Raw genomic sequence first — 26,814 nt, forward strand, 5'->3', positions numbered from 1 at the left:
TCGGCCGAACGACGGCAGCTGCAAACGATCACTCAAAGACGCCTTCGGTCATCAGCTCGACGAACTCCTCGTCGGAGAGGCCGACAATCTCCTTGAAGACGTACTCGTTGTGCTCGCCGAGGAGCGGGGCGGGCCGGGTCAGTTCGGCGGGCGTCTTCGAGAGCTTGAAGGCGGGCGAGTCGTAGGTGCGAAGCCCCATCCGGGGGTGCTCAAGCTTCCAGTAGTGGTGGCGGTGGGCGAGCTGCGGGTCGGCGTGCATCTCTTCAGGCGACTGGACGATGCCGCAGGGGACCCCAAATGACTGGAAGAGCTGGACGACTTCTTCCGTGGTGTACTTGCGGACCGGCGGGCCTTCGACGCCCTCTTCGACCTGGAGGGCGGCCTCGCTGGGAAGCCGGGTAAAGTCCTCGAACCAGAAGGTGAGATGCCGGTCGATTTCCTTCTGCTCGTTGATGCGCTGCCAGCGGCGGCGCATGCGCTCCATGTCGCACCACTCGGGGCGGCCGAGCGCGGCTTTGAGCCCCTCCCAGTGCTTTTCGGTCTCGCAGGCGATGACGACCCAGCGGCCGTCGCGACAGCGGTAGGCGTTGTGGGGGGCCGCCTCGAGGTCGTGGTTGCCCAGGCGGGTTTGCTCGTGGCCGTTGACAGTCCAGTCGAGGATGGCCGTCCAGAGGCCGTGGATGGCGGCTTCGAACTGTGAGAAGTCGATGTACTGGCCCTGGCCGGTGCGGCGGCGGTAGTCGAGCGCGGCGATGAGAGCGATGGCGGCGAAATGCGGGACGAGGAAGTCGGTGTAGGCGACGCCGGTGCCGATGGGCGGGCCATCTTCCCAGCCGGTGAAGTGGTTGAAGCCGGCGGCTGCCTGGAGGACGTGTCCGTAGCCTGCATAGTGCGCCCACGGGCCGGTCTGCCCGTAGAGGGGCATGGAGATCATGATGACGTCAGGGCGGATTTGCCGGACCGATTCGTAGTCGAAGCCGAAGCGGGCCATGGTGCCGGGCGTGTACGACTCGGTGACGACATCGCAGTGGGCGAGCAGGCGCCGCACAAGGTCCGGGCCCCTGGGGTGCTTGAAATTGATGGTGACGCCGAGCTTCGAGCTGTTGAAGTTCGCGAAGTAGCCGGAGCCGTCGAGGTCGGGGACATCATCGACGAAGGGACCGGCGCGCCGGAGGGTCTCGGGGTAGGTGGAGCTTTCGATGCGGATAACTTCGGCGCCGTGGTCGGCGAGGTACTTGGAGACAAGCGGGCCGACGCCGACCCAGGCGAAATCGGCGACGCGGATGCCTTCGAACGGCTTCTTGAGCGGCGGCTGGGAATGTTCGGGCACGGTCAGATCACCATCCTGAGGCGGAGCCGGCGGAGTTCCTGGGGTTCGAGCCCGAGGAGCCCGCAGTACACCTCATCGTTATGTTCACCGAGGTGCGGGGCGCGGCCGCGCTGCTGCCAAGGGGTGGCAGACAGGCGGAAGGGTGGGCCGGGATAGGTGAACGACTGGCCGATGTCCTCGTGGGCGACGCGGACCCAGTAATCCCGGGCTGCGAGCTGCCTGTTTTCGACGATCTCGCGAGGGCTGAGGACGGGCGCCCATCCGGCACCCCGGCGCTGCGCTTCTTCGACCAGCTCCTCTTTCTTTCGCGTGCGGCAGAAGGCAGCCATGGTGGCTTCAACGTATTTCCGGTCTTCGGGCGAGAGCGGCTGGCCAGAGGTGAGGCGGGTGCGCCATTCCTGGGAATCAAGGCCGCGGGCTTCGCCATGCTCGGCGAGCCAGTCGATAATCGCGTTGGCGTTCGGCCCGATGAGACCGCCGGCCTGCAGGGCTGCGACCCAGCCGTCGGCGGTCTCGAACAGGTAGCGGGCCGTGCGGACGCCGGCGGCGTTTCGGTAGAGGCCGGGACCCGACGCGTTGACGCGGCGGATATCCCAGGTCTGCTGCGCATTGTCCATTGCGTTGGCGACGGCCTCCTGCATCGAGACATCGACGTGCTGGCCGATGCCCCCGTTGACGCCGCGGGCGTACAACGCGACGAGCGCGCCGACCATCGCCTGGACGTTGACCTGGGTGTAGGCCTGGGGGACGGTGGTGCGGACCGGGCCGCGTTCGGGGTCGCCATTGAGATACATGAGGCCGCCCATGGCGGCGCCGACGATATCGGTGGCGTGCCAGCGGGCGTAGGGGCCATCCTGCCCGAAGCCGGTGATGGAGACGAGGATTGCGGAGGGGTTGATGCGTTCGATCGTCGGGTAATCGAGCCCAAGCGCAGCCGCCTCACCGGGCATGGTGGTCTCGATGACGATGTCGGAGATGGCAACGAGGCGGTGGAAGAGTTCGCGGCCGGCCTCCAGCTTGAGCTGGAGGGTGATGGAGCGTTTGCCGGCGTTCATCGTCCACCAGAAGAGGCTGGTTTCGGTTCCGGCCTCATTGCGGAAGAAGGGTGCGTGCTGCCTGCCGGGGTCGCCGTCGCGCGGGGGCTCGACCTTGATAACGTCGGCGCCGAGCTCGGCAAGGAGCCGGGCGCCGAGCTGGCCTTTTTCGTCGGCGAGGTCGAGGACGCGGTACCCGGCGAGCGGCCCGGACGGGTGAGGGAGCGGAACAGGCGGCCGTTCTGGGTTCATAGCCGAGTTCTACCGGGTGCTGCGCCGGCGTTCAAACGGCGGTGGAGAGCATGGCAGGGAGTTCGAGCTCGATGTGCTCGAAGCCGCTTTCGAGGCCTTCTTCGATCCGCTCGCGGAGGAGGTCGAGGCCCCAGCGGTTCGCGGCCGAGATGATGGCGACGTTGCGCGGGGGTGCCCCGGCCCCGAGGATGATCGCGCGGGCTTCGTCGTAGTCGGCGACGGGGCGGCCATCCTCGTGGCGGAGGAGGTCAACCTTGTTGAGGGCGAGGAGCTGTGGTTTCCGGTCGACGCCGAGGTCGCGGAGGGTGGACTCGACGGTTTGCACGTGCTGGTAGGCGTTGGGGTGGGAGATATCGACGACGTGGAGGAGGAGGTCGGCGTCTTCGAGCTCTTCGAGCGTGGCGCGAAAGGCCGCGACGAGCTGGGTGGGCAGCTTCTGAATGAACCCGACGGTATCGGTCAGGAGGACGATTTCGCCGGAAGGGAGGGAGATACGGCGAGTGACCGGGTCCAGCGTGGCGAAGAGCTTATCCTCAGCGAGGACGTCGGCGCCGCTGAGAGCGCGCATGAGGGTGGACTTGCCGGCGTTGGTGTAGCCGACAAGCGCGACGACGGGAACGTTGTTGCGGGCGCGGCGGCGCCGGTAGAGTTCGCGCTGGGTGCGCACCTCCTCGAGGTCGCGGCGTATCTTTGCGATGCGGTTGCGGATGAGGCGGCGGTCAGTCTCGATTTGGGTTTCGCCGGGGCCGCGGGTGCCGATGGCGCCTTCCATGCGTTCGAGGTGGGACCACTGGCCCGCGAGGCGAGGCAGGAGGTACTGGTGCTGGGCCAATTCGACCTGCAGCCGGCCTTCGCGGGTCTGCGCCCGGGTGGCGAAGATGTCGAGGATGAGGGCGGTGCGGTCGATGACCTTGACACCGAGCGCCTTCTCGAGGTTGCGCTGCTGCGAGGGCGAGAGTTCGTCGTCGAAGATGACCACATTGGCGCCGTGTTCGCGGATGGCCTCGACGATCTCCTGCACCTTGCCGCTGCCGATGTAGGTTGCGGGGTTGGGATGGTCGAGCCGCTGGGTGAAGCGGGCGACGACCTCGGCGCCGGCGGTCCGGGCGAGCTCGGCGAGCTCATTGAGCGATTCGTCGGCAGGCAGGAGGGCGCCGGGGACGTCGGCGGCGACGAGGATGGCGCGGTCGGGTGCGGGTGCAGTCTGGTGGAGCGCTCTTGGCATCTGCCTCTAGCGTACCGCCCGCGGGCCGGCGCTGCGAGGGTTTTGTCTCAGCGCCTTGCGGACCACTCCTCAAGGCGACGCATGCCCTCCTCCAGCCGGTCATCGGGCGTGGTAACGGAGAGGCGGATGTAGCCCTCGCCGTTGAGCCCGTAGCCGCGGCCGGGGGTCACGACGACACCGGTTTCGTCGATGAGGCGGGCGGCGTAGTCGGCGCTGGTTACGCCGTCGGGGAGCTTCGCCCAGACGTAGAGCGAGGCTTTTGGCACATCGACTTCGAGGCCGCACTTCCGGAGGACTTCGACGATGCGGTCGCGGCGGCGCTGATAGATGCGGTTGTGCTCCTCGATGCAGTCCTGGGGGCCGTCGATGGCGGCGATGGCCATCTTCTGGATGGCCTGGGGGATGCCGCTATCGAGGTTCGACTTGACGCGCATGAGGGCGTCGACCATCCGGGCGTTGCCGACGACCATACCGATGCGCCAGCCGGTCATGTTGTAGGCCTTCGACCAGGAGTTGAATTCGACAGCGACATCCTTTGCGCCGGGGACCTGAAAGATGGTCGGCGGGTTGTAACCGTCGTAGGCGACGTCGCAGTACGGGTTGTCGTGGAGGATGGCAACGTCGTATTTCTTCGCCCAGGCGACCGCCTTTTCGAAGAACTCGAGCGGGGCGACGGCTCCCGTGGGGTTGTTCGGGTAGTTGAGCCAGAGGACCTTCGCGCGGCGGGCGACGTCGTCGGGGATGGCGTCGAGGTCGGGGAGCCAGCCGTTCTCGCGCTTGAGGTCGAGGCGGTAGCATTCGCCGCCGGCGAACATGGTGCCGATTTCGTAGACCGGGTAGGCGGGGTCGGGGACGAGGGCGATGTCGCCGGGGTCGATGAAGCAGAGGGCGATGTGGCCGATGCCTTCCTTGGAGCCGATGAGCGGGAGGGTCTCCTTCATCGGGTCGAAGGAGACTTCGAAACGGCGCTGGTAGTAGCGTGCGATCGCTTCGCGGAGCTCGGGGAGTCCCTCGGATTCAGGGTAGCGGTGGTTGACCGGGTCCTCGGCGGCCTCGTGGAGGGCGTCGAGTATGTGGCGCGGCGTGGGCAGGTCGGGGTCGCCGATGCCGAAGGTGACGATATCGACGCCCTGGGCGCGCTTTGCGGCGATTTTCTTCGAGATTTCGGCGAACAGGTACGGCGGGAGCGCCTCGACGCGGCGGGCGAGCTTCATGCAGGTGTCCTGGGTGCAGGGTTGGCGCGCGGCCGCGGCTCCGGGGCGGCGCCGGGCGCGAACGGCGTCGATCCTACCACGGGCAGGCGTTAGGGCCGCGGACAGCGGCGCTTATGTATACCATTCGGCATCGAAGACGCGGACGGCGGGGCCGGTCATGAACACGGAGCCGGTGCCATCCCATTCGAGGATAAGGTCGCCGCCGGGCATGTGGTCGACGATGCGGTCGCCGGTGAGGCCGCGCAGGCGGGAAGCGGCAGCGACGGCCGAAGCGCTGGTGCCGGAGGCGAGGGTGATGCCGGAGCCGCGCTCCCAGACGCGGTGGCGGACCTCGCCAGGGCCGAGCACCTGGACGACCTGGAAGTTGACGCGCCTCGGGAAGAGGGGATGGTGTTCGACGAGGGGACCGATGCGCTCAAGCGGGAACTCGGCGGGGTCGGTCTGCACGTAATGGATGGCGTGGGGATTTCCCATGCTGACGAGCGTGAGGCGGAGGTCGACGCCGTCGATGGTGAGGGGGAGGTCGATGACCGGGCCGGTCTCTTCGACGGCGGCAGGAAGGTCGGCAGGGTCGAAGCTGGGCGGGCCCATATCGACGCGGGCTGCGGTGACCACGCCGTTGTCGCGGAAGACGGCGACGGTCTTGATCCCGGCGAGCGTCTCGACGGTGACTTCGTTTCGGTCAGGCGGGACGAGCCCCTCTTCGATGGCGAATTTCACGAGGCAGCGGATGCCGTTGCCGCACATCTCGGCTTCGGAGCCGTCGGCGTTGAAGATGCGCATGCGGACGTCGGCAACCTTCGAGGGAAGGGCGAGGATGAGGCCGTCGCTGCCGACGCCGAAGTGGCGGTCGCTGACGCGGCGGGAGAGCTCGGGCCAGTCGTGCTCGTCCTCGCGGGCGGGGGCGAGGTAGATGTAGTCGTTGCCGAGGCCGTGCATCTTGGTAACGCGCATGGGGAGAGTGTAGCGGCCGGGCCGGCTACCGGCGCTCGCCCCGGATCACGTTGGTGCAGGCGCCGGTGAAGATGTTGACCTGGAGGTCGATATCGTCGACGTCGCGCACCCAGGTGATGCGGGGGTCATCGCGGCGGAACCACTGCTCCTGGGAACGAACCAGGCGGTGGGTGGCGCGTTTGGTGCGCTCGATGGCGTCGGCGAGGGTGAGCCTGCCCTGGAGGAATGCGACGGTCTCTGCGTAGCCGATAGAGGACATGGCGGGGGCATCGGGCGGGACACCGGCATCGAGCAGGGCACGGACCTCGTCGACGAGGCCGGCAGCGAACATGCGCTCGACCCGCTCATCGACCCGGCGGTAAAGCTCCCGGCGGGGCACGTCGATGGCGAAGAGGAGGTACTCGAAGTCGGGCGCGCCTTTCTGCTGCCAGGCGGAGATGGGCCTGCCGGTCTTTTCGTAGACCTCGAGGGCGCGGATGACGCGCCGAACGTTCCGCGGGTCGATGCGGGCGGCAGAGGCCGGGTCGACGGCGGCGAGGCGGGCATGGAGGGCCGCGGGGCCTGCGGCGTCGGCGAAGGCCTGCAGGGCTGCGCGCAGCCCGGGGTCGGGCGGGACGGCGGGCACCTGCCAGTTTTCGAGGATGGCCCAGGCGTACTGGGGGGTGCCGCCCACCAGCCAGGGGAAGCTGCCGCGCGCCCAGATGGCTTCGAACGCCGCGCGGGCGTCGGCGCGGTATTCGGCGAGGGAGTAGCCCTCGCGGGGGTCGCGGATGTCGTAAAGGTGGTGGCGGACAAGCCGGCGCTCGGCGGGGGTCGGCTTGGCGGTGCCGATATCCATGCCGCGGTAGACCTGCCGGCTGTCGGCGTTGACGATTTCGCCGCCGAGGCGCTGCGCGAGCTCGAGGGCAGCGGCGCTCTTGCCGGTGCCGGTGGCGCCGACGATTGCGACGAGCCGGCGGAGCATCAGGCAGGCACGGCCGCGCAGATGGCGGCGAACTGGGCGGCATCGAGCGAGGCGCCCCCAACGAGGGCGCCGTCGATGTCGGGCTGGGCCAGCAGCGCGGCGGCGTTGGCGGGATTCACGCTTCCACCATACTGGATCCGGATAGCGTCGGCGACGGGGCCGCCGAGTTCGCGGAGGATGCGGCGGACGAAGGCACAGGCCTCCTGCGCCTGTGCGGGCGTGGCGGTTTCGCCGGTGCCGATGGCCCAGACAGGCTCGTAGGCGATGGTGATGCGGGCGGACGGCTGTATCCCGGCGAGGGCGCCCCGGAGCTGGCGCTCAAGGACGGCCTCGGTTTCGCCGGCGCGGCGCTGGTCGAGGGTTTCGCCGATGCAGACGATCGGGTCGAGGCGAGAGGCGAGAACGGCCCGCAGCTTCCGGTTGACCCACTCGTCGGTTTCGCAGAAGTACTGGCGGCGCTCGCTGTGGCCGATGATGACGAACTGGCAGTAGTCCTCGAGCATCGGAGCGCTGACCTCACCGGTGAAGGCGCCCTTCGGCTCCCAGTGGACGTCCTGTGCGCCGAGCTGGACGTGGCCGCCGCGGAGCACCTCGCGGACGGGGCCGAGGTGGGGGAACGGGACGCAGACGGCGACGTCGCAGGCGGCCCCGGCGGTCTGCTCGCGCACGGCGGCGGCGAGCGCAGCCGCCTCCGCTTCGGTGGTGTGCATCTTCCAGTTGCCGGCGATGAAGGGTCGGCGCACGGTTCGGCTCCGGGGTGAGATAGCGAAGGCGCGGGATGCCGCAGCGGACCCTGGGGGGCCGGCGAGGGGAGCAACCCGCTGGTTCGGCATCCCGGCGACTGGGGGGATGATGGCGGGGGACCCGGCCTCGCGCAAGGCGAGCGGCTCAGGCGTCGAGCAGGGCAGCGACGCCGGGCAGGGTCTTGCCTTCGAGCATTTCGAGCGAGGCGCCGCCGCCGGTGGAGACGTGGGTGAAGCGGTCCTGCAGGCCGGCGGCGGCGACGACCGCGGCGGTCTCGCCGCCGCCGACGACGGTGACGGCGTTGAGGCCGGCGATGGCGCGGGCAAGGTCGAAGGAGCCGCTGGCGAAGGGCTCCAGTTCGAAGACGCCCATCGGGCCGTTCCAAACGACCGCCTTTGCACGCTGCAGCGCGTTGGCGAACTGGCGCACCGTCTCGGGTCCGATGTCGAGGATGAGCCAACCGGCGGGCACCTCGCCGACGGGGACGGTCGCGGTTTCGGCATCGGCGGCGAACCGGCTGGCTACCACGACGTCAACGGGCAGGTGAAGTTCGACGCCGCGAGTTTCGGCATCGCGCATGACAGCGCGGGCGGCATCGAGGAGGTCGTCCTCGACGAGGGAGGCGCCGATTTCGTACCCCTTCGCCTTCAAGAACGTATTCGCCATGCCACCGCCGACGAGGAGGAGGTCGACCTTCGGGAGGAGGTGCTGGATGGCCGGGAGCTTGCTGCTGACTTTGGCGCCGCCAACGACGGCAGCGAAGGGGTGGGGCGGGTTGGCGACGAGGGCGCCGAGGTATTTGACCTCCTTCTCCATGAGGAGGCCGGCAACGGCCGGCAGGTAGTGCGTCACGCCCTCCGTGGAGGCGTGGGCGCGGTGGGCAGCGCCGAAGGCGTCGTTGACGAAGATCTCGGCCAGGCTCGCGAGCTGGCGGGCGAATTCAGGGTCGTTCTTCTCCTCCTCGGGATGGAAGCGGAGGTTTTCGAGGAGGAGAACGTGGTGGCCCATCGCCTGGACGGCTGCTTCGGCCTTCGGCCCGACGCAATCCTCGGCGAAGAGCACCTCCTGGCCGAGGAGATTGGCCATGCGCCCGGCAACGGGGGCGAGCGAGAGGGCGGGGTCGGGGCCCTTCGGCCGGCCGAGATGGGAGCACACGATGACCTGCGCGCCCTGGTCGAGCAGGTACCGGATGGTCGGGAGGGACTCGCGGATGCGGGTGTCGTCGGTGATGACGCCGTTCTCGATGGGAACGTTGAGGTCGGCGCGGACGAGAACGCGCCGGCCGTGGACGTCGATATCGCGGACTGTTTTCTTTCCGATGCCGTTGTTCATGGCCGAGGGGCCTCCGCGGCGATGCCGCGCCGCTCGACGTCGTGGAGCTTGGCGAGCCGGCGCTCGTGGCGGCCGCCTTCGAACTCGTGGGTGAGGAAGGCGCGGAGGATGTCCTCGGCGACGCCACGGCCGATCTCCCATGCACCGAGGGCCAGGACGTTGGCGTTGACGTGCTGGCGGGCCCGGGCCGCGCCCCAGCTCGTGTGGCAGAGCGCGCAGCGGATGCCGGGCATCTTGTTGGCGGTGATGGAGATGCCGACACCGTTGGAGCAGAGGACGACGCCGAGATCGGCGCGGCCATCGAGGACGGCGCGGCCGACGGCTTCGGCGAAATCGGGATAGTCGACGGAGTCGGGCGAATGGGTGCCGAGGTCGAGCACCTCGTGGCCGAGGTCGCGCGCGACGCCAGCGAGGTGGTTCTTCAGTTCGAAGCCGGCGTGATCGGCGCCGAAAGCGAGTTTCACGAGCGGACGCTCCTGCGGACGGGAATGGAGGCGACGCCCAGTATAGAAGCGAGCTGGTTAGCGGTGATTGCGCCTTCGCGGAGGACGACGGGGTCGGGGCCGGAGAGGTCGATGACCGTGGAGTCGATGCCCTGCGCGGTGGGGCCGGCATCGATCGTCATCGCGCAGAAGGCGCCGACCTGGCGGGCGGCCTCTTCGGCAGTGACGGGGCTCGGGCCGCCGGAGACGTTGGCGCTGGTGGCGGCGAGGGGCGCACCGAGAGCATCAACGATGTCGAGGACGATGTCGACCGGGACGATCCTGAAGCCGACGGTGCTGCCCCCGGAGAGTGCGGGGCTCGACCAGCCGGGCCGGCCGGGGACGATGATGGTCCAGGCGCCGGGCCCGAGGGCGTCGACCAGCCGCCGGGCCGCCGGGGTGAGGTCGGCGTATTGCTCGAGCAGGGCCGGGTCGCGGCCGAAGAGGAGCTGGAGCGGCTGTGCAGGGTCGCGCTGCTTGGCGCGGTAGATGGCGGTAACGGCGTCGTCATTCCGGACATCGGCGGCGATGCCGTAGACGGTGTCGGTGGGGAGGATGACGAGCTCGCCGCTGCGCAGCAGCTCAACGGCGCGGTCGATGAGGGATCCGGGGGAATCAGTCATGAGCATGAGGTGGGGTCCGTTGCCCGGACCCCCGAAGTGGGATAGCGTTCGAACCGAGTGTACCGCGTTCCATGGCAGCAACGGACCCTGTAACTTCCCCGGCAGGCGCACAGGACCCGGCGAAACGCCACGAGTGCATCGTGGTGCTGGATTTCGGGTCGCAGTTCTCGATGCTGATTGCGCGGCGGGTGCGGGAACTCAATACCTACTGTGAACTGCTGCCGTACGACGTGCCGCGCGAGCGGCTGGCCGGCATGGACGTGCGGGGGATTATCCTCTCGGGGGGGCCGAATAGCGTCTACGAGGAAGGTGCACCGCTGGCGCCCGACTGGGTGTGGGAGTCGGGGCTGCCCGTGCTGGGCATTTGCTACGGCATGCAGGTGATGGCTCACCAGCTGGGCGGAAAGGTGGCGCCGGGCGCCGAGCGCGAATACGGGCCGGCCGTGGTGCACCGCGACCATGCTGCACCGCTGCTCGACGGGCTGCCCGCCGACTTTGAGGTGTGGATGAGCCACGGGGACCGGATTGAGGTGCTGCCGCCGGGCTTCGCCGGGTATGCGAGCACGGCGAATTCGCCGTTCGCTGTGATGGCTGACCCCTCACGCGGGTACTACGGGCTGCAGTTCCATCCTGAGGTGGCTCACACGCCGCGCGGACGGGACATCCTGAAGAATTTTGTCCGGGGCATTTGCAGGGCGGAAGGCACGTGGACCCCGGGGAATTTCATCGAGGAGACGGTGGAGGCGATCCGGGCGCAGGTCGGGAGCGACCGGGTGATCTGCGGGCTCTCGGGCGGGGTCGACAGCGCGGTCGCCGCGGTCCTGGTGCACCGGGCCGTCGGCGATCAGCTGGTGTGCATCTTTGTCGACAATGGGCTGCTCCGGGCGGGCGAGGCGGAGGAGGTCGTGACGACCTTCCGGAAGAACCTGGCGATCAACCTGGTGCACGTGGATGCTGCGGGAGAGTTCCTCGCGCAGCTGGCCGAAGTGACGAACCCGGAGACGAAGCGGATCCGCATCGGCAATACGTTCGTTCGGGTGTTCGAGCGGGAGGCGCGGAAGGTCGAGGGGGCGCGGTTCCTGTGCCAGGGCACGCTGTACCCGGACGTCATCGAAAGCGGGTCGCACGGTAAGGGAGCGAGCACGATCAAGACACATCACAACGTGGGCGGGCTGCCGCCGGACATGAAGCTCGAACTGGTCGAACCGCTCCGGTACCTCTTCAAAGACGAGGTGCGGCGGATTGGCGAGGCGCTGGGGCTGCCCGAGGAGATGGTCTGGCGGCATCCGTTCCCGGGCCCGGGGCTGGCGATCCGGTGCATCGGCGAAGTGACGCCTGAGAAGCTCGAGATCCTCCGGCGGGCGGACCGGATTGTGATGGACGAAATCCGGGAGGCGGGGCTCTACCGGGACCTCTGGCAGGCGTTTGCGGTGCTGACGGACACGAAGACCGTGGGCGTGATGGGTGACTTCCGCACGTACGGCTATGCGGTAGCGGTCCGGGCGGTGGTTGCGGATGACGCCATGACGGCGGACTGGGCGCGGCTCCCGCATGAGCTGCTATCGCGCATTTCGAACCGGATCGTCAACGAGGTGCACGGGGTGAACCGGGTGGTGTACGACATCACGCCGAAGCCGCCGGGCACCATCGAATGGGAGTAAGCGGATGAGCGCACGGGTGCTGCTCGTGGGGAGCGGAGGGCGGGAGCATGCGGTTGCGTGGAAGCTTTCGCAGTCGCCAGATGTGGGGGAGATCTTCGTCGCGCCGGGGAACGCGGGGACCGCCCGGCTGGCGCGGAACATCGACATCCGGCCCACCGATATCGAGGGGCTGGTGCGGGCGGCGAAGGAGCTGCGCGTCGATTTCTACCTGGCGACGATGGATGACCCGCAGCCGCTCGGGCTGGTCGACCGGCTGAAGGCTGAGGGCGTGCTCTGTTACGGCCCGGTGGCCGATGCTGCGCGGATCGAGGCGAGCAAGGCGTGGGCGAAGGCGTTCATGGAGCGGCACGGCATCCCGACGGCGCGCGGGCGGTCGTTCAGCTCGTTCGACGAGGCGGCCGCGTGGGTGGAGTCGCTGCCTGAGCAGCGGCTGTGGGTCAAGGCCTCGGGGCTGGCGGCGGGGAAGGGAGCGGTCGGCGCCGCCAACCGGGAAGAGGCGATCGCCATCCTGCGGTCGATGCTCATCGACCGGGCGTTCGGCGAGGCGGGCAGCACCGTGGTCGTCGAGGAGGAGCTGACCGGCTTCGAAACGAGCGCGCATGCGTTCTGCGACGGGAAGACGGCGGTGCTGTGGCCCTTCGCGACCGACTACAAGCGGGCGCTGGACGGGGCGCAGGGGTTGAACACGGGCGGGATGGGCGCATATGCGCCGACGCGGGGCATCGACGAGCGGCTGGCTGGCATCATCCACGAGCGGGTCATTGCGCCGGTGCTGCGCGGGATGGCTGCCGAAGGGCACCCGTTCGTCGGGACGCTCTTCCCGGGGCTGATGGTCCGGGACGGCGACGTCAGGGTGATCGAGTACAACGCGCGGTCGGGGGACCCCGAGACGCAGGTGCACATGCTGCGCCTGAAGTCGGACCTGTTCGCGGTTACGAAGGCGGCCGCGGAGGGGCGGCTGCACGAGGTTGCGGTGGAGTGGGCGGACGAGCCGGCGGTATGTGTCGTGCTGGTGCCCGGGGGCTACCCGGGGAAGTATGAGACGGGCCATCCTATCGAAGGGCTGGACCGGGTAGACCCGGACGTATTCGTGTTCCACGGCGGGACGAAGCTGGTTGACGGGAAGGTGGTGACCTCTGGTGGGCGGGCGCTCACCGTGGCGGCGCGGGGCCGGACGATCCGGGAGGCACGGGAGCGGGTGTACGACAACGTGCGGCGGATTCATTTCAAGGACATGCACTACCGGACCGACATCGCGCTGGAGGCAGTGGGCGGGTAGCAGGCAGCTTCTCCGAGCCGCCCGGGCGGGCTACCATTGCGGGGTGATCCCGCGCTACTCGCGGCCGGAGATGGCTGCAATCTGGACCGACGAGGCGAAGTATCGCCGCTGGCTCGATGTTGAGATCGCGGCGTGCGAGGCGTGGGCGGAGCTGGGCCAGATCCCGCGGGAGGCGGCGGAGAAGATCCGGCGCGATGCGAAATTCGACGTCGCGAAGATCAACGAGTACCTCGCCATCACGCACCACGACGTGACCGCGTTCCTGCGGTCGGTGGCAGATTCGCTCGGTGAAGAGGGGCGGTATGTCCACTTCGGGCTGACCAGCTCGGACGTGTGGGACACCGCAACGGCGCTGCAGCTGCGGGACGCAAGCGACATTCTGCTGGCCGACATCGATGCGCTCCTTGCGGTACTGGAGCGGCAGGCGCGGGCGCACCGCGACACGCTCTGCGTCGGGCGGACGCATGGGGTCCATGCAGAACCGACGACCTTCGGGCTGAAGCTGGCCGTCTGGGTCGATGAGATGCGGCGGAACCGGGCGCGGCTGGTGGCAGCGCGGGAGATGGTGGCCGTCGGTGCGATCTCGGGGACGGTGGGGACGCATGCGTCGGTGCCGCCGAAAGTGGAGGAGCTGGTCTGCGCGAAGCTGGGCCTCGGGATTGAGGCGGCCTCGACGCAGGTCATCCAGCGGGACCGGCACGCCCAATTTGTGACGACGCTGGCGATTATCGGCGCGTCACTCGAGAAGTTCGCGACGGAGATCCGTGCGCTGCAGAAGACCGAGGTGCGCGAGGCGGAGGAGCCATTCGACGAGGGGCAGACGGGTTCGAGCGCGATGCCGCACAAGCGGAACCCCGAGCTGTGCGAGCGGATCACGGGGCTGGCGCGGGTGCTGCGGGGCTACGCGGTGACGGCGATGGAGAATGTGGCGCTGTGGCACGAGCGGGATATCAGTCACTCCTCGACGGAGCGGATCGTGTTTCCGGACGCCACGCTCGTGCTCGACTACATGCTGAACCTGTTCACGGGCATCATGGACCGGCTGCGGGTATACCCGGAGCACATGCGCGAGAACCTCGAGCGTTCGTACGGGCTGGTATTCTCGCAGCGGGTGCTGCTGGCGCTCATCGAGACGGGACTGAGTCGGCAGGACGCCTACGCGATTGTGCAGCGGAACGCGATGCGGGCCTGGAACGAGCGGGTACCGTTCCTTGACCTGCTGCTGGCCGACCCCGACGTGACGAGCCGCATCAGCGAGGCGGAGCTGCGCGGACTGTTCGATTACGGCTACTACCTCAAGAACATCGGCGCGACCTTCGAGCGCCTCGGGCTGTGATGCAGCCGGGAATGGCGCCGGCCGTCGGTTTGCTGCCCGCCCGGCGGGTCATCGCGACGGCGTGGGACCTCGTCACGAGCCGGCCGAAGGAGGTGCTGCTGCCGGTTGCCGCCGTGGAGGTGCCGGTTTCGGTCGTGGCAGCACTGGTCATCGCCGGGGCGCTTTCCACGGTACTCCGGGACGTGGCGCTCGACGGGCAGGACAGGGGCTACCTCGCGCTCCTGCTGATCGTGGGAGCCGGGCAGGCACTCTTCGCACAGGTAGCGCACGGAGCAGCGATTGTCTCGATTGCAGCCGTGCTGCGGGGGAAGCCGGTGCCGCTTGCCGGCGCGCTGGACCCGGCGTTTACGCGGATGGGCGGGCTGCTGGCGCTCCTGGTGATCCTCGTGGCGATGTCCGTTCTACTGGCGCTGACCATCATCGGGCTGGTGCTGCTGCCCTACCTGGTGGTGCGGCTGGCGCTGGCGCACCAGGCGTTCATGCTGGAAGGGCGGTCACCGTTTGCGGCGCTCGGGAGGAGCTGGGCGCTGATGCGGGGGCACATGCTGCGGATGCTGGGAGTGATGCTGCTAACCTTCCTCATCTTCCTCGGCCCGGCCATCCTCATTTCGGCGCTGGACGGCCTTGTCGCCGGGTCGCGCGGCGTGCAGGTTGCCCTGCAGGCCCTGGTGTCGGTGGTCCAGGGGGTGCTGGCCGTGCCGCTGGTGGCGTTCGCTTCGGCGACAACGACCGTGTTCTACCTGAACCTGGAGGATGCTGCCCGTGGCTGAGCCGATGGCGTACTCGAACCTGCCGGCGCCGGTGTACCGCGGCAAGGTGCGCGATACGTACGACCTGGGCGACCGCCTCCTGATCGTGGCGACGGACCGCATCTCGGCGCTGGACGTCGTGCTGCCGACGCCGATTCCGGGGAAGGGAAAGGTGCTGACGATGCTCTCGGCCTGGTGGTTCGAGCGGATCAGCGGGGTAGTACCGAACCACTTCATTGCCGTCATCACCGCGGAGAACCGTTCGGCGGTACCGTTCGAGCTGGGCCCGGAGTACTACGGCCGCTCCATGCTGGTGCGGAAGGCGCAGCGGCTCGACGCGGAGTGCATTGTGCGCGGCTACCTCTCGGGCTCGGGGTGGAAGGAGTACCGGGAGACGGGCATGGTGTGCGGACTTCGGCTGCCGGAGGGGCTGCGCGAGTCGGACCGGCTGCTGGAGCCGATTTTTACGCCGAGCACGAAGGCGACCGAGGGGCACGACCGGAATATCACCTACGAGGAGCTGGCCAGGCTGGTTGGGGCAGAGGCGGCGAACGCCATGCGGATCCGCTCGCTCGCGGTGTACGGCTATGCGCACACTGTAGCGCTGGAGCGGGGCATCATCATCGCGGACACGAAGTTCGAATTCGGGTGGTGGAACGAGGAGGTCATCCTCATCGACGAAGTGTTGACGCCGGACAGCAGCCGGTTCTGGCTGGCGAACGAGTACCGGCCCGGCGGCCCGCAGCCGAGCCTCGACAAGCAGCCGGTGCGTGACTGGCTTGCCGCCCACTGGCGGGAAGGCGAACCGGCGCCCGAGCTGCCGCCGGACGTGGTCGAAGCGACGACCGAGCGGTATCTGCGGGCGTACCGCATGCTGACAGGAGAGGAGCTTTCGCTGTGACCAGGAAAGACGGGAAAACGAAGGGGCAGGAGCCCGGGAAGAAGGAGAAGGGGCAGAAGGCGAAGCACGAGCAGGGCGCCGAGGCGCCGCGCGAGTTCCTTGCGCGGGTGTACGTCTCGCTCAAGCCGACCGTGAATGACCCGGAAGGCCTGGCGATCGCGAACGCGCTGGGCTCGCTCGGCTTCGGGACAGTGCAGGGGGTACGTTCCGGGAAGTACTTCCAGGTGCGGCTGGCCGCGGAGGACGCAAAGGCCGCGGCAGAGCAAGTCGACCAGATGTGCAGCAGGCTCCTGGCGAACCCGGTCATTGAGACGTACGAGTTCGAGCTGGAGAAGGCCCGGTAGGGGGATGGGACCGCAGCGGATCGTCTGCCTGACGGCGGAGACCACCGAGATTGCGTTCGCGGCAGGCGCGGGCGACCGGGTCGTTGGGGTGAGCGGATACGCGGTGCGCCCGCCGGAGGCGCGGAAGAAGCCGAAGGTCGCGGCATTCCAGACAGCGCACGTCGAGCGGATCCTTGCGGTTGAGCCAGACCTTGTCCTCGGGTTCAGCGACCTGCAGGCGGACATTGCGCGGGAGCTGATCCGGGCCGGCGTTCCGGTGCTCATCACCAACCAGCGGACGCTGCGCGAGACGGCAGAGGCGATTGCGCTGGTCGGGGCGGCCTGCGGCGAGCCGGAGGCGGGGCGGAAACTGGCGGAAGAGTTCGAGGCGGAGCTGGAGGCCATCCGACAACGGCCGGGCCGGCCGGCGCACCGGATGCGGGTGTACTTCGAGGAGTGGGACGACCCGCTGATCTCGGGGATCGCGTGGGTGAGCGAACTGATTGAGCTGTGCGGGGGCGAGGATATCTTCCCGGAGCTGCGCGGCTGCCGGTCGGCGCGGGACCGGGTGGTTGAGCCGGAGGAGGTGGTTCGCCGAGACCCGGAGGTGATCGTGGCGAGCTGGTGCGGCAAGAAGGCCCGGCTGGAGCGGATTGCGGCGCGGCCAGGCTGGGAAGGCGTCAGCGCCGTGCGGGCGGGACGGCTCTTTGAGATCAAGTCGCCAGATATCCTGGCGCCGGGGCCGAGCCTGCTGCACGGCGCGCGGCAGCTCGCGGCGATTCTCGACAGCGTTACTGGCGCGGGGTAACCGGTCCGGGGTCGACGGCGAAGTAGACTTCGCAGGCGCGGCGGGCGGCGCCGGGCTCGAGCACCGGCGGGCGCTTGACGAAGCGGGACTCTTCGATGATGAGCTGGAGGATATCCCGCGGGTGGCAGCTGCGGAGGTTGCCGTTGGAGGCGCGGCGCACCAGCTCGACGGCGATATCGATCGCCTGGGGCGTGGCTTCGACGCCCATGGCGTCGGCAAAGCGGCGGAAGATTTCGGCCATCTGCTCGGTCGTGGGCTCGGGAATGCGGATTTTGTACGGGATGCGACGCAGGTGGGCCTCTTCGAGCATGGCTTTCGGCTCGAGGTTGGTGCTGAAGCAGATGGTCGAGCGGAAGGGAAAGGTGATTCGCTCGCCGGTGACGAGGGCCATGGTGTCTTCGCCGCGTTCAAGTGCGGCGATCCAGCGGTTGAGGAGGGCCTGGGGGGAGACCTGCTGGCGGCCGAAGTCGTCGATTGCGAGCAGGCCGCCGTGGGCTTTGACGTGGGGCGGGGCCTGGTGGTAGCCGAGCGCCGGGTCGTAGGCGAGGTCGAGGTCCTCGGGGCGGAGTTCGCCGCCGACGAAGACGAAGGGGCGACGGATGCGGAGCCAGCGGCGGTCGAACTGGGAGGTGGCGTCGGCGGTGTCGTCGCCCTCAACGGGCTGGTGCACGAGGTCATCGTAGAGGCGGATGATGTGGCCGCTGACGTAGACGGCCATGGGCATGAGGGTGACGCCCTGGATGGCCTCGCTGGTGAGTTCGAGGATGGTGGTCTTCCCGTTGCCGGGGGCGCCCCAGAGCATGGCCGGGCGGCCGCTGGTGAGGGCGAGGCAGACCTTGGCGACGACGTCGCGGCCGAGGACGAGCTGCTGGAGTGCGCGGGCGAGGCGGACCGGGTCGGGGGCACCGACCTCGGTGTCGCGTTCGAGGACGCGGAAGTAGTCCTGGATCGGAACGGGGACAGGACCGACGTACTTGCTGCGGCCGAACGCGTTTTCGGCTTCGCGCATGCCAAGCTCGGTGAGGCGGTACTGCCACTCGGTTTCGAGGCGGCCCGAGGCGGAGGTCGTCTCGACGAGGCGCTGGCGCCGGAGTTCGTCGAGGGCTTCGCGGGCGACACCGGGCGAGACGCGCATGGCGTTGGCGATGCCGATTGGCGTGGGGACGGTGATACGGTAGAGGGTCTTGAGGGTCAGGTCCTCGATGAACCGCTCGGGGAGGCCGAGCTCGTAGATGTGGTCGGGTGCTTCGGGGAGGGAAGGCAGGGCGCGCAGGTGGCCGGGTGCCGGACGGGGTGTTTGCTGGCGCGGGCCCTCGGCGTACTCCGGCTGCATGGCGAGGTTGCCGGAGGTCGGGGGGAATGGCTGCTCCATATCACCTTCCTGCGTGGCACCGAGCGCCGTTCGGGGCGGGGTGCTCTACCTTGAAGGTCGGCAGCCGGGCGGCCTGCCCCAGATCAGGGGGGTGATGAAGCAGCTATTGCCGCGGTGACAGCGGGGTGAACGGGGGGTTTTCGGGCCCGGGCGGGTCGGCGAAGGCGAAGCGCCCCTCCATGTCCCAGAGCAGCCACCATTCGCGGCGCACCTCCATGCGGATGTAGCGGTCGTCGCCGCGCTGGACGGCGACGGTCGGGCTGAAGCCTGCGGCGATAAAGGCACGGCGGGCCGGGAGGTTCTCGGCAAGGGTATGGAGGTAGATTTCGCGGAAGGGGTGGCTGGCGAAGAGGTGACGGAGGAAGAGGACGACGGCCTCGCGCCCAAGGCCGTGGCCGCGGCGACGGGCGTCGCCGATGGTGATGCCCAGCTCGGCGGAGTCGCCGGACTCGGCGTTGTAGTACATGACGGTGCCGATGTGCTCTCCGGCGATGGTGTCGATGGCGAGCTGGTCGCGCCCGTGGCCGGCGAGCCGCCACTCCTGTTCGAAGGTATCGAGGAAGCGGGCAAAGGAGGGGGAAACGGGCGGCTGGCCGTTCAGGCGGGCGGTTTCGGGGTCGCGGCGCCAGGCGTATTCGTCGATGGCGTCCTCGCGGCGGCGGCGGCGGAGGACGACGTTGCGGCCGCGGGCGACCACGAGGGCATCGTAGCCGGCCGGCGGCGTCTCGAGCGTCACACGTCGACTCCGAGGCGGCGGGCGGCCTCGCGGACGAGGTTGCGCTCGCCTTCGTAGGTGAGGAGCTCGAGGGCCTCGGGGATGGTCACCCAGCGGACCTCGTCGAACTCGTGGTCGTGGTTAGCGACGTCGCCGCCGATGGGCTCCATCAGCCAGTGGTGGACGCGCTTGTGGTAGCGGGTTCCGTTGGCGGTGAACCAGTATTCGATGCTGCCGATCGGTTCGCCGAGGCGGACATCGAGGCCGGTCTCTTCGCGGACTTCGCGGAGGGCGGTGGCCTCGAGGGGTTCGCCGTCGTCGGGGGTTCCCTTGGGGAGGACCCAGAGCTTCTCGCCCCGGCGCCCGCAGATGGCGATTTCGATCTCGCCGCGCTCGTTCATGCGCCAGGGGATGCCGCCAGCGGAGACGACGTCTTCGATGGGGAGGCGGGAGCGGGATGTCACAGCGGTTCTCCGAATCGGCGGAACTGGATGCCGCGGGCGGCTTCGAGGGCGGCTTCGACTGCGTCTTCGAGGCCGGGCGGCGCCTCCTCGCGGTAGGCCTCGAGGAGTTCGACGGCTGCCTCGCCGCCGATGTCGCCGAGGGCTTCGAGGACGGCGAAGAGGACCTCGGCGTCATCATCGTTGAGGGCTTCGCCGAGGGCCGGGACGAGCTCTTCGGAGCCGAGGCTGCCGGCGGCGAGGGCGGCTTCGAAGCGCATCTCGGGGTCGGCGGCGGTGAGCTGCTCGGCGATGTACTCGGCCCACCGCTCGCGGGCGGAGTAGCCCATGGCCCGGATGGCGGCGAGTCGGAGGGCGGGGATGCCGCTTTCGTAGGCGGATTCGATAAGCGCCGGGACCCTGGGGTCGCCGCTGGGGCCGAGGGCTTCGACGGCGGCAGCGCGGAGGTCTTCGATGCCGGCTTCGGCGGCGGCCAGCAGCGCCTCCACCATCCGGCGGGCGACGGCGGCATCGAGGCGGCCGTATTCGGCGGACTCGAGGTAGCGGAGGAGGCTGCGGGCGGCGGCAGCGCGGACCTCGGGGTCGGGCTCCGATTCGACGAGGCCGACCAGGAGGTCGCCAACGGCGGGGTCGAGCGACTCCCAGAGGGCCTGGATGGCGCGGAGGCGGACCGACGGCTCGGCATCGGCGAGGCCGATGCGGCCGAGGACGGTGAAATCGAGGGAGATATCTTCGTCGGCGAGTTCGTAGGCCTCGTCGAGGAGGAATTCGCGCTCGGGGAGGGGGATGTGCGGCCACCGCTCGCGCAGGTAGGAGGCGTCGCCGCGGTCGAGGTCGGAGAACGCGGCGAACTCGGCCGGGCGCGGCCGGGTGCCGGATTCGAGGGCATCGAGGATGCGCTGGAGCGCGGGGGAAGGCATCACCCTGATCGTACCACCGGCGCGCTCAGCGGCGGGGCAGCTCCTCGCGGGCGAGCGGCCGGCCGAGGAGCCGGAGCATCGCCTCGGGGACGGTGCGCTCCCCGCCGATGACGGCAGCGACTTCGGCGGTGATGGGGAGTTCGACCCCCGCGGCGGCGGCGAGGCGGAGGGATACTGGGGCGGTGTGGGCACCTTCAACAGTTTCGCCAATCTCGTCGACGGCATCGGCCGGGGTGCGACCGGCGGCGAGCAGTTCACCGAACCGACGGTTGCGGGAGAGGGGGGAGAAGCAGGTTGCGGCGAGGTCGCCGACGCCGGCGAGGCCGTTGAAGGTCGCAACTTCGGCACCGAGCGCGAGGCCGAGGCGGGTCATCTCGGCGAGGCCGCGGGTCATGATGGCGGCGACGGCGTTGGCGCCGAAGCCGAGACCCCAGGCGGCGCCGGCCGCAATGGCAATCACATTCTTGAGCGCGCCGGCGAGCTCGACGCCGAGCACGTCGGTCGAGGCGTAGACCCGGAAGGCGCCGGCGGAGAGCGCCGTTTGCCACGCGCGGCCGAGTTCGAGGTCGGGCGTTGCGATGACGGCAGCTGCGGGGAGGCCACGGATGATTTCGTGGGCAAGGTTTGGCCCCGAGAGGGCGCCGGTCCGGTCGGGGTCGTAGCCGAGCGCGTGGAGGACCTCGGTCATGCGGCTGGAGGTTTCGAGGTCGAGGCCCTTGGCGGCGGAAACGACCGGCAGGCTGCGGGGGAGGCCAGCGGCCTGGACGGCCGCGCGGAAGGCGTGGGAGGGCACGGCAACGAGCGCGCCGCTGAGCCCGGCGGCGTGATTGGCGGTGAGCGGCATGGGGTGGATGTGGACGCGAGGCCCAAGCACGGGGCCGGTGCCGAGGCGCTCGAGGCCGCCGGCGGCGCGGACGGCATGGGCTTCGAGTTCGGAGCGGACGAGGAGGATGACGTCGTTGCCGGCGCGCTCGAGGAGGGCGGCGAGGGTGACGCCCCAAGAGGTGGCGCCGACGACGGCGTAGGCGGGCATCAGCCGGTTGCGGGGCGGTCGCCGCCCTGGCCGATGCGGGGCTCGGTGCCGTTCAGGAGGCGCCGGATGTTGGGGATGTGCTTGTATTCGACGAGCGCGGTGGCGAAGAGGGCGTACCAGGCGAAGGCAGGGTCGGTCTTCCCGGCGATGGCGAGGCCGCAGATGATGGCCGCGCAGATCGGGACGCCGACGACGGACATGAACGAGACGTAACGGGTTGCCCCCACGAGGACGGCGCCGATGAGCGGGAAGAGGAGTGAGATGCCGGGGGCGAGGCCGAGGATGCCTCCGTAGGTGCTGGCGACGCCGCGGCCGCCGCGAAAGCCGGCGAAGACCGGCCACACGTGGCCGACGATGGCGGCGCCAGCGCCGACAGCCGCCACCTCGTTGCTGTCGAACACGTAGCGGCCGACGAGCGCCGGGACGGCACCCTTGGCGATATCCAGGACCATGACGATGACCGCAGGGACCTTTCCGGCGGTGCGGAGAACGTTGGTGGTGCCGGTTTTCCCGCTGCCGGACTCGCGGATATCGCGGCCGGTCGCGAGGTAGCCGACGATGAGGCCCCAGGGGAGGGAGCCAAGGATGTAGCCGAGCAGCGCGTTGAGGACGTAGTCGATCACGACCGGGAATCATCGCCCGAACGGGCTCTGAAGACCAGCTTGATGGCGGTGCCTTCGAAATCTGCGGCCTCGCGGATGGCGCGTTCGAGGTAGCGGCGGTAGCTGAAGTGGACGAGTTCGGGGTCGTTGACGAAGAGGACGAAGGTTGGCGGGTCGATGCCGGCCTGGGTGGCATAGAAGAGCTTGAACCGCTTGTTGTGGACGAGCGGGGGAACGTGTTCGCGGATGGCGCGTGCGAGGACTGCATTGAGCTCCGGGGTGGGGATGCGGCGGCGGCGGGCTTCGCGGGCTGTCTGGACGAGCTGGAGGAGCTCTGAGAGGCCCCGGCGTTCGAGCGCGGAGATGAAGGTGTAGAGCGCCCAGGGGACGAACCGGATGCGGCTTCGCATTTGGCGCTCGGCCCACGCCTTTCGCTCGGCGGGGTCGTCCCAGAGGTCAATCTTGTTGACGGCGATGACGAGCCCCTTGGCGTTCTCGACGGCGATGCCGGCGATGTGGGTATCCTGGGCGGTGACGCCCTCGGTGCCGTCGACCACGAGGACGGCGACGTCGCACCGTTCGACGGCGCGGGTGGTACGGAGGACCGAATGGCGCTCGACACCGGTGCCGAGTTTGCCCGGGCGGCGGACACCGGCGGTATCGATGAGGACGAAGGACCCCTCCGGGGTGTCGATTTCGGTGTCGATGGCGTCGCGGGTCGTTCCAGCGACGTCGGAAACGATGACCCGCTCCTGGCCGAGGATGGCGTTGACGAGCATCGACTTGCCGACGTTCGGGCGGCCGATGATGGCGACACGGGTGCGGTCGGACTCAGGGATGAGGGGGATATCGGGGAGGAGAGCGACCACCATGTCGAGCATGGTGCGGACGTTGACGTCGTGGAGGGCGCTGACAGGGAGCGGCTCGCCGAAGCCGAGGGCCGACGCCTCGGCGATGCCGGTGAGTTCGCGGGCCTCGTTGTCGGCCTTGTTGGCGACCAGGATCGTCGGTTTCTGTGCACGCCGAACGACCTCGGCCATGTCGTAGTCGCTCGCGGTGAGGCCGTCGCGCGCATCGACGACGAAGATGACGACGGCGGCCGTGTTGATGGCCTGCTGGACCTGGCCCATGATGAGCGGGGCATAGACGTTCTGCTCGTTCGTCTCGTAGCCGCCGGTGTCGATGAGGCGGAACCGGCGGTCGAGCCACTCGACATCGGCTTCGAGGCGGTCGCGGGTGGTGCCGGGCTCATCTTCGACGATGGCGCGGCGCTCACCAAGGACACGGTTGAAGAGCGACGACTTGCCGACATTGGGGCGGCCGACGATGACGACGCGCGGGAGGACATCGGTGGCGGTCACGGGAGCACCTGGATGAGCGAGACGGTGACCGCTGCGGGAGCTTCGAGCTTGAGGCCGGAGGGACCTGTCACGGTTACAGGATAGGCGGCGGTGCCGGCTGTGGCACCAGCGAGGGAGACTACCGCCTTGATGTCGGAGGGTTTGAGCGCGGCGACGATGTCGGCGGGGCCGGTGACACGGACCTCAACGGCAAGGGGACGGGAGGGGTCGCGGGCAAGGCCGGCTGGCAGGTTCTGGAGCTCCGGCGCAACTGTGAGCGTGGCTGACACGTCGATCGGGTCAAACCGGATGGTGACGGTGACGGTTCGCCGTTCGAGGGAGACGTTGGGCACGGGGACGAGGCTGCGGACGAGGCGGAGCTCGGTCCGGGCCCCGGTGACGTCGATTTTCTCGGTCGCGAGGGCGTTGAGTTCGTTGACGACGGCGCGCTCGCCGGAGACGGTCACCGCCGGCGGGTCAATCGTGATGGCGGCAATGCGGTAGCCCGGTGCGGGTGCGCCGGCGACATCGGCCACGACCGGGAGGGTGCGCTGGATGAAGGCCTGGCCGATGCGGATGGTGGCGGTAGCGCGGGGAGGGTTGATGGTCACGGTTTCGACCGTGCCGGTAGCAGAGCGGGCAACGAGCTCGCCGGTCACGACGTAGGCCTGGTCTTTGACGCCACTGAGGTTGACGTCGAGGTCGACGGACTGGACGGCCTGGACCCGCTCGGGGAGGCCGGTAATGGTGACGACGGCCGGTTCGACAGTGGTGGCCGACTCGTCCTCGCGGAAGCCGGCGGGAAGCTGGCCGGAGCGGCGAATTGTGACCGGGAGTTCGCGGGTCGCGGGTTCGACGAGGGTGATACGGACCTGGGAGGGGATGACCTGGAGGACGCGGACGCCTGGCCGACGGCTCGTGACGCGGACCTGGCGAAATTCTTCCACACCGGGTTGCATGCCGCGGACATCGACGCGGGCTTCGAAGTCGGAAGGGGTAAGCGCGGCGAGGTCGTCGGCGCGGCCTTCGGCCACCACGCGGACGGAGTAGTTCTCCCGGACAATGTAGGGGCCGGCATTTTCGGCGGTGACGACAATAGACGGCGGCTGTCCCTCATCGGGGAAGGTGACAGAGACGCGGGGGTTTTCGACGTCCTGGATGACGAACCAGATCGCGAATGCGGCCACCAGGCTGAAGGCCGCCTGGGCCCAGTGTTCACGGACGGAGCGCAGGATGCCGCCAGCGACCTGGCGTACGGCCTGGTGGCGCGACGGACGGCGGTGGTTGCCGTTCATACCCGGGCTCCAGTCGGCGCAACAGGGGGTGGTTCGGCGGTTTGGGGCTCGAGCACCCATTCGAGCACGGCCCGAAGACGGCGCTCATCGGGCACGGGGGTGAGGCGGCCGTTGAGGGCGACGCTGATTTCGCCGGTCTCCTCCGAGACAACGACGGCGAGGGCATCGGTGGCCTCGGTGATGCCGAGGGCGGCCCGGTGGCGGGTGCCGAGGTTGCGGTCGGCCGGGTCGGATGCGAGGGGGAGGACGCAGCCGGCAGCAACCACGCGCTGGTCACGGATAACGACGGCCATATCGTGGAGCGGCGAGTTGGGGAAGAAGATGCTGGTGAGGAGCTCCGGAGAGACGCGGGCATCGACGGGGACGCCGGTTTCGATGACATCCTGGAGGCCGGTTTCGCGCTCGATGACGATGATGGCGCCATGATGGGCGACGGAGAGACGGCCGGCGGCCCTGGAGACGGCATCGATGACGTCACCGTATTCGGCGGTGCGGAACCAGCCGGATAGGCCGGTGCGGCCGAGGCGGTCGAGCGCTCTGCGAATTTCGGGCTGGAAGATGATGACCGCGCCGACGAGGAGCGCGGTGACCGAGTGCTCGACGAGGTAGTTGATGACGACGAGGTCGAGGGCGCGGCCGAGGACGACAAAAACGAGGAAGAGAGCGATAACGCCGCGGAGCTGGGTCATCGCCCGGGTGCCGCTCAGGAGGCGGAGGGCAGCGTAGATGAGTACGGCGATGAGCAGCACATCGACCGCGCTGCTGAAGGTGAACTGCTCGAGGACGTCGCGAAGGTGACCGGGTTGGAGCATAGCGGGAGACCGCCCGGCGGACGGGCCGCCTCATTCTACGCTGCGGGGGGAAGAATGCCCGGTTCAGCGCTCGATGCTGCGGTCGGCACCGAGCAGGAAGGCCACGACGGCGGCCTGGGCCCAGACGCGATTCTCGGCCTGGTCGAAGATGATGGACGACGGCGACTCGAAGACGTCGTCGGTAATTTCTTCGCCGCGGTGGGCAGGGAGGTCGTGCATGATGAACGCCCCGGGCTTCGCGTGGGCGACGAGGGCGGCGTTGAGCTGGTAGGCGGCGAAGTCGATCTTGCGGCGCTCGGCCTCGCGCTCCTGGCCCATGGAGGTCCAAACGTCGGTATACAGGGCCTCGGCACCGCGGACGGCTTCGACCGGGTCGGTGGTGTGGCGGAAGCTGCCGCCGCTGGCTGCGGCTCTGCGGGACGCCTCGCTGATGGCCCACTCGGGGAGCTGATAGCCGGGCGGAGAGGCGATACGGACGTCCATGCCGAGCGCGGTGGCGGTGAGGACGAGGCTGGTGGAGACGTTATTGCCGTCGCCCACGAAGGCGAGCGAGCGGCCGCGGAGGTCGCCCATGTGCTCGCGAAGGGTGAGGAGGTCGGCCAGCGCCTGGCAGGGGTGCTCTTCGTCGGTCAGTGCGTTGATGACGGGGATCGACGAAAACCGAGCGTACTCCTCGATGATGGACTGGCCGTACGTTCGGACGGCGACGATGTCGACGTAGCGGGCGAGGACGCGGGAGACATCCCGGATGGCTTCGCGTTCGCCGAGGCCGACCTCGCGGGGGTCGAGGTACATGGTGAAGGCCCCGAGGTGGTCCATCGCGATTTCGAAGCTGACGCGGGTGCGGAGCGAGGCTTTTTCGAAGAGGAGCGCGAGGTGCTTGCCTACCAGGACTTTCTGTGGGCGGCGCTTGAGGGCGGCAGCGAGGTCGAGGAGGTAGGCAATCTCTTCGGCGGAGAGGTCGGCGGAGCTGAGGAGATGGCGAGGGGTATGCATCGAGGGAAGTATAGGTTCGGGGCGCCGGTGTGTCCGGCCGGGTGTGAATCGCGGCCG

At 68.9% G+C, this 26,814-nt stretch carries 27 protein-coding genes; 7 read left to right on the forward strand and 20 right to left on the reverse strand.

Going from position 1 to position 26,814, the window contains the following annotated elements:
- Positions 1–28: 28 nt before the first annotated feature.
- The 10 genes from A9A59_RS10905 to A9A59_RS10950 all read right to left on the reverse strand — a co-directional run bounded on the left by A9A59_RS10905 (position 29) and on the right by A9A59_RS10950 (position 10,154).
- Positions 29–1,330: a CaiB/BaiF CoA transferase family protein gene (locus A9A59_RS10905; protein ID WP_165772675.1), complete on the reverse strand. Its 1,302-nt coding sequence runs from the start codon at positions 1,328–1,330 to the stop codon at positions 29–31.
- Between the two features lie 2 nt (positions 1,331–1,332).
- Entirely contained in the window at positions 1,333–2,616 is a 1,284-nt protein-coding gene (locus A9A59_RS10910; RefSeq protein WP_098504297.1) for a CaiB/BaiF CoA transferase family protein, read from the reverse strand.
- A gap of 31 nt (positions 2,617–2,647) precedes the next feature.
- Complete coding sequence (hflX, locus tag A9A59_RS10915; RefSeq protein WP_098504298.1) at positions 2,648–3,841, reverse strand: GTPase HflX; 1,194 nt, start codon at positions 3,839–3,841, stop codon at positions 2,648–2,650.
- Positions 3,842–3,888: 47 nt separating this feature from the next.
- The gene (locus A9A59_RS10920) at positions 3,889–5,055 is read right to left on the reverse strand and encodes an LL-diaminopimelate aminotransferase (RefSeq protein ID WP_098504299.1); all 1,167 of its coding nucleotides are present in this window, start codon (positions 5,053–5,055) and stop codon (positions 3,889–3,891) included.
- A 111-nt stretch (positions 5,056–5,166) separates the two neighbouring features.
- Positions 5,167–6,009, reverse strand: a complete 843-nt coding sequence (gene dapF / locus A9A59_RS10925; protein ID WP_098504300.1) for a diaminopimelate epimerase — start codon at positions 6,007–6,009, stop codon at positions 5,167–5,169.
- Between the two features lie 25 nt (positions 6,010–6,034).
- Entirely contained in the window at positions 6,035–6,973 is a 939-nt protein-coding gene (miaA, locus tag A9A59_RS10930; RefSeq protein ID WP_098504301.1) for a tRNA (adenosine(37)-N6)-dimethylallyltransferase MiaA, read from the reverse strand.
- The gene (gene tpiA, locus A9A59_RS10935; RefSeq protein ID WP_098504302.1) at positions 6,973–7,716 is read right to left on the reverse strand and encodes a triose-phosphate isomerase; all 744 of its coding nucleotides are present in this window, start codon (positions 7,714–7,716) and stop codon (positions 6,973–6,975) included. The genes miaA and tpiA overlap by 1 nt, the downstream gene beginning before the upstream one ends.
- Positions 7,717–7,861: 145 nt before the next feature.
- Positions 7,862–9,037 carry a phosphoglycerate kinase gene (locus A9A59_RS10940; protein ID WP_098504877.1) on the reverse strand — a complete coding sequence of 392 codons (1,176 nt, stop codon included), beginning with the start codon at positions 9,035–9,037 and terminating at the stop codon, positions 7,862–7,864.
- An 8-nt stretch (positions 9,038–9,045) separates the two neighbouring features.
- Complete coding sequence (gene rpiB, locus A9A59_RS10945) at positions 9,046–9,513, reverse strand: ribose 5-phosphate isomerase B (RefSeq protein WP_098504303.1); 468 nt, start codon at positions 9,511–9,513, stop codon at positions 9,046–9,048.
- Entirely contained in the window at positions 9,510–10,154 is a 645-nt protein-coding gene (locus tag A9A59_RS10950) for an L-threonylcarbamoyladenylate synthase (RefSeq protein WP_165772677.1), read from the reverse strand. Before A9A59_RS10950 ends, rpiB begins: the two co-directional genes overlap by 4 nt.
- 71 nt (positions 10,155–10,225) lie before the next feature.
- Here A9A59_RS10950 and guaA point away from each other — a divergent pair, with 71 nt between their 5' ends.
- The 7 genes from guaA to A9A59_RS10985 are packed head-to-tail and all read left to right on the forward strand — an operon-like array spanning position 10,226 to position 17,211.
- On the forward strand, positions 10,226–11,815 hold the full coding sequence (guaA, locus tag A9A59_RS10955) for a glutamine-hydrolyzing GMP synthase (protein ID WP_098504305.1): 1,590 nt from the start codon (positions 10,226–10,228) through the stop codon (positions 11,813–11,815).
- A 4-nt stretch (positions 11,816–11,819) separates the two neighbouring features.
- Positions 11,820–13,094, forward strand: coding sequence for a phosphoribosylamine--glycine ligase (purD, locus tag A9A59_RS10960; RefSeq protein WP_098504306.1), 1,275 nt, complete (start codon positions 11,820–11,822; stop codon positions 13,092–13,094).
- 43 nt (positions 13,095–13,137) lie between these two features.
- Positions 13,138–14,430, forward strand: coding sequence for an adenylosuccinate lyase (gene purB, locus A9A59_RS10965; protein WP_098504307.1), 1,293 nt, complete (start codon positions 13,138–13,140; stop codon positions 14,428–14,430).
- A gap of 11 nt (positions 14,431–14,441) precedes the next feature.
- The gene (locus A9A59_RS10970) at positions 14,442–15,200 is read left to right on the forward strand and encodes a hypothetical protein (RefSeq protein ID WP_133117603.1); all 759 of its coding nucleotides are present in this window, start codon (positions 14,442–14,444) and stop codon (positions 15,198–15,200) included.
- The gene (locus A9A59_RS10975) at positions 15,184–16,080 is read left to right on the forward strand and encodes a phosphoribosylaminoimidazolesuccinocarboxamide synthase (RefSeq protein ID WP_098504309.1); all 897 of its coding nucleotides are present in this window, start codon (positions 15,184–15,186) and stop codon (positions 16,078–16,080) included. The genes A9A59_RS10970 and A9A59_RS10975 overlap by 17 nt, the downstream gene beginning before the upstream one ends.
- Positions 16,077–16,424, forward strand: coding sequence for a phosphoribosylformylglycinamidine synthase subunit PurS (purS, locus tag A9A59_RS10980; protein WP_278286888.1), 348 nt, complete (start codon positions 16,077–16,079; stop codon positions 16,422–16,424). The genes A9A59_RS10975 and purS overlap by 4 nt, the downstream gene beginning before the upstream one ends.
- 4 nt (positions 16,425–16,428) lie before the next feature.
- Positions 16,429–17,211 carry a cobalamin-binding protein gene (locus A9A59_RS10985; protein WP_098504310.1) on the forward strand — a complete coding sequence of 261 codons (783 nt, stop codon included), beginning with the start codon at positions 16,429–16,431 and terminating at the stop codon, positions 17,209–17,211.
- Here A9A59_RS10985 and A9A59_RS10990 read toward each other — a convergent pair.
- The 10 genes from A9A59_RS10990 to argF form a co-directional block, all read right to left on the reverse strand.
- Positions 17,195–18,583 carry a helix-turn-helix domain-containing protein gene (locus A9A59_RS10990; protein ID WP_098504311.1) on the reverse strand — a complete coding sequence of 463 codons (1,389 nt, stop codon included), beginning with the start codon at positions 18,581–18,583 and terminating at the stop codon, positions 17,195–17,197. The two genes, A9A59_RS10985 and A9A59_RS10990, sit on opposite strands and share 17 nt — an antisense overlap.
- A 103-nt stretch (positions 18,584–18,686) precedes the next feature.
- Positions 18,687–19,319, reverse strand: a complete 633-nt coding sequence (locus tag A9A59_RS10995) for a GNAT family N-acetyltransferase (protein ID WP_165772678.1) — start codon at positions 19,317–19,319, stop codon at positions 18,687–18,689.
- The gene (locus A9A59_RS11000) at positions 19,316–19,762 is read right to left on the reverse strand and encodes an NUDIX hydrolase (RefSeq protein WP_098504313.1); all 447 of its coding nucleotides are present in this window, start codon (positions 19,760–19,762) and stop codon (positions 19,316–19,318) included. The genes A9A59_RS10995 and A9A59_RS11000 overlap by 4 nt, the downstream gene beginning before the upstream one ends.
- On the reverse strand, positions 19,759–20,679 hold the full coding sequence (locus A9A59_RS11005; protein WP_098504314.1) for a HEAT repeat domain-containing protein: 921 nt from the start codon (positions 20,677–20,679) through the stop codon (positions 19,759–19,761). Before A9A59_RS11005 ends, A9A59_RS11000 begins: the two co-directional genes overlap by 4 nt.
- Before the next feature lie 25 nt (positions 20,680–20,704).
- Positions 20,705–21,712 carry an NAD(P)H-dependent glycerol-3-phosphate dehydrogenase gene (locus tag A9A59_RS11010; RefSeq protein WP_098504315.1) on the reverse strand — a complete coding sequence of 336 codons (1,008 nt, stop codon included), beginning with the start codon at positions 21,710–21,712 and terminating at the stop codon, positions 20,705–20,707.
- On the reverse strand, positions 21,712–22,335 hold the full coding sequence (plsY, locus tag A9A59_RS11015) for a glycerol-3-phosphate 1-O-acyltransferase PlsY (RefSeq protein WP_098504316.1): 624 nt from the start codon (positions 22,333–22,335) through the stop codon (positions 21,712–21,714). The genes A9A59_RS11010 and plsY overlap by 1 nt, the downstream gene beginning before the upstream one ends.
- Positions 22,332–23,675, reverse strand: a complete 1,344-nt coding sequence (der, locus tag A9A59_RS11020; RefSeq protein ID WP_098504317.1) for a ribosome biogenesis GTPase Der — start codon at positions 23,673–23,675, stop codon at positions 22,332–22,334. The genes plsY and der overlap by 4 nt, the downstream gene beginning before the upstream one ends.
- Positions 23,672–24,949, reverse strand: coding sequence for a CdaR family protein (locus A9A59_RS11025; protein WP_165772679.1), 1,278 nt, complete (start codon positions 24,947–24,949; stop codon positions 23,672–23,674). The genes der and A9A59_RS11025 overlap by 4 nt, the downstream gene beginning before the upstream one ends.
- Complete coding sequence (gene cdaA, locus A9A59_RS11030) at positions 24,946–25,761, reverse strand: diadenylate cyclase CdaA (protein WP_098504319.1); 816 nt, start codon at positions 25,759–25,761, stop codon at positions 24,946–24,948. Before cdaA ends, A9A59_RS11025 begins: the two co-directional genes overlap by 4 nt.
- 63 nt (positions 25,762–25,824) lie before the next feature.
- A complete protein-coding gene (argF, locus tag A9A59_RS11035) occupies positions 25,825–26,757 on the reverse strand; it encodes an ornithine carbamoyltransferase (protein WP_098504320.1) in 933 nt (310 codons plus the stop codon).
- Between the last annotated feature and the right edge of the window lie 57 nt (positions 26,758–26,814).

Source organism: Tepidiforma thermophila, from assembly GCF_002563855.1.
In the GTDB taxonomy this organism is placed as follows: Bacteria; Chloroflexota; Dehalococcoidia; order Tepidiformales; family Tepidiformaceae; genus Tepidiforma; species Tepidiforma thermophila.